Source organism: Ruminococcus flavefaciens (assembly GCF_900143025.1).
In the GTDB taxonomy this organism is placed as follows: Bacteria; Bacillota; Clostridia; order Oscillospirales; family Ruminococcaceae; genus Ruminococcus; species Ruminococcus flavefaciens_I.
This window is the reverse complement of sequence record NZ_FRCT01000007.1, coordinates 194,607-196,312: the sequence shown is the minus strand read 5'-3', so window position 1 is coordinate 196,312 and position 1,706 is coordinate 194,607. Positions and strand designations below refer to the sequence as shown.

Sequence of the window (1,706 nt, the reverse complement as noted above, 5' to 3'; positions counted from 1 at the left end):
ACTACTACATCTGCAACAACATCGAAGACAACAACTTCAACAAGCAAGACTACTACATCTACCACAACAACATCAACGACTACAACAACATCATCAACGACTACAACAACAACTACTACAACATCAACCGTAACATCTACTGTTGAAACAACGACTTCTGCATCAACAACATCTGAGGTATCGGAAACAACCACTACTTCAACATCAACGACCTCAGAAACTACCACAACTACAACAAGTACATCTACATCAACTACTTCCGAAACTACTACCACAACATCTACAACAACTTCAACAACTACCGAAGCAACTACAACAAGCACAGTAACTACTACTGGCAATGATGACGAGCCTGATATCGAACTTGGTGATGCTTCAGGCGACGGTAAGATCGATGCAGTTGATGCAAGCATTATCCTTATGATATATGCAAAGAATTCGACCTCGCAGTCTATAACACTTACAGTAAAACAGAGAGAAGCATATGACGTAAATAATGATGGTAAGATAGATTCACTTGATGCATCTTACATTCTCTGCTATTATGTATACATTTCTGTTGCGGAGGGCGATATAATTTCGTTGAAGTTATTCATGCTCGACAAATAATTTTTATAAAGCCGTATTCACTGCGAATACGGCTTTATTCTTTTTAAAATATATGTTTATTTATTTCTGAATTCAAAATTTATTTATATAATAAATATAATTATATCCAAAATATATTGATTTTTTGAAAACAATGTTGTATTATTAAAAAAGAAATAAATACAGAAAGGGAATGGGACATTTTTAAAAGGAGTGAATTAAATGAAAATGTCCAAATTCAAAAAGGTCATCAGTGGCACCGTATCAGCACTGATGATCGCTTCAAGTATCCCGACAGTCGCATCTGCTGCCGATCAGCAGACACGCGGCAACATAGGCGGTTTTGATTACGAAATGTGGAATCAGAATGGTCAGGGACAGGCATCAATGACTCCAAAGGCAGGCTCCTTCACCTGTTCGTGGAGCAACATTGAAAACTTCCTTGCTCGTATGGGCAAGAACTACGACAGCCAGAAGAAAAACTACAAGGCTTTTGGCGATATCACCCTTAACTATGATGTAGAGTATACTCCAAAAGGCAATTCTTATATGTGTGTATACGGCTGGACCAGAAACCCTCTCATGGAATACTACATCGTGGAAGGCTGGGGCGATTGGAGACCACCCGGAAATGACGGCGAAAACAAGGGTACTGTAACTCTTAACGGTAATACCTACGATATACGCAAGACTATGCGTTACAATCAGCCGTCACTTGACGGTACTGCAACATTCCCGCAGTACTGGAGCGTTCGTAAGACAAGTGGTTCTGCAAACAATCAGACAAACTATATGAAGGGAACGATCTCGGTTTCAAAGCACTTTGAAGCGTGGGAGAAGGCAGGTCTTGATATGTCAGGTACTCTTTACGAGGTATCCCTTAATATCGAAGGCTACAGATCCAACGGTTCTGCTAATGTAAAGAGCATATCCTTCGGTGCATCTCCCGACACTCAGACAGATACAACTGTAACCACTCCTGCTGATCAGGGCGACAACGGCGGCGGAATGAACTTCGGCGGTTTCGGCGGCGATAATGGCGGCGGAATGAACTTCGGCGGCTTCGGCGGCGACAATGGCGGCGGAATGAACTTTGGCGGCTTCGGCGGTGACAACGG

General features: G+C 42.0%; 2 protein-coding genes. Both read left to right on the top strand.

Annotation, left to right across the window (positions count from 1 at the left end):
- Positions 1-609, top strand: a 609-nt coding sequence (locus BUB28_RS17050; RefSeq protein ID WP_242939979.1) for a dockerin type I domain-containing protein, incomplete at its 5' end; no start/stop codon positions are given.
- A 201-nt stretch (positions 610-810) separates the two neighbouring features.
- Positions 811-1,706: glycoside hydrolase family 11 protein (locus BUB28_RS09540; RefSeq protein WP_175547831.1), on the top strand; the 896-nt coding region annotated here is incomplete at its 3' end.